Below are 825 nucleotides of genomic sequence, written 5' to 3' on the forward strand. Positions count from 1 at the left end.
TCCGATACCGACAGCGCCCCATACTTGACGGCATTGGTCGCGAGTTCGTGGATAAGCAGGCTGACGGGCTGAACGGCGTTGTGACCAAGTATGACGATCGGACCTTCAAGCTGCAACTGGTTGACCTCTTGATAGACTCTCGTTTCGTCGGAGATAATCGCTGCCAAGTCTGCGCCCTCCCACCGATTCTGGGCAAGCAGGGAATGTGCCCGGCTCAGCGCCGACACACGACCTCGAACTGCGATGATGAACGCTTCCTTGGTATCGGCGCGCGTCAGGGAGACCAGGGCCTGGACGACAGCCAGGGCATTCTTGGCCCGGTGATCGACCTCGCGGGCCAGCAATTGGCGGGAGTCTTCGTTGGCCTTGCGCTCGGTGATATCGCGCAGGATGACCGTTGCGAGCTTGCCCTCACCGATCTGGATTTGCGAAATCGACGCTTCCAGCGGAAATTCCTCGCCATTGGCACGCAGGCCGCTGATTGCCCCGAGCGCGCCCATCCGTCGGTTGGTCACCCCGGTTTCCTTGAACAGGCGGATATGCTCGGCGTGTCCATGGCGAAAGCGCTCGGGGATGAACCGCTCGATCGGCGCGCCGAGCGCTTGTTGGGCCGTGACGCCGAACATGCGCTCGGCGGCCGGGTTGAACAGCACGATCTGCTGATTCTCATCGACCGTGATCAGCGCATCCATCGCCGATTCCACGATGCCTTCCATTCGCCGCCGGCTTTCCAGCAGGGCGTCCTCGGCGGCCTTGCGCTCGGTTATGTCGCGCAGGATGACGGTGGACAGGCGTTCGCCGCCCACTTCCACCTGCGAGATGGAC

Annotated in this window: 1 protein-coding gene; it reads right to left on the reverse strand. The window is 62.3% G+C overall.

Features of this window, described 5'->3' with window-relative positions; genetic code table 11:
- Positions 1–825: sensor histidine kinase (locus AC2YI2_RS35080; protein ID WP_487391134.1), on the reverse strand; the 825-nt coding region annotated here is incomplete at both ends.

This window comes from Rhizobium sp. SRI_017 (assembly GCF_057586295.1).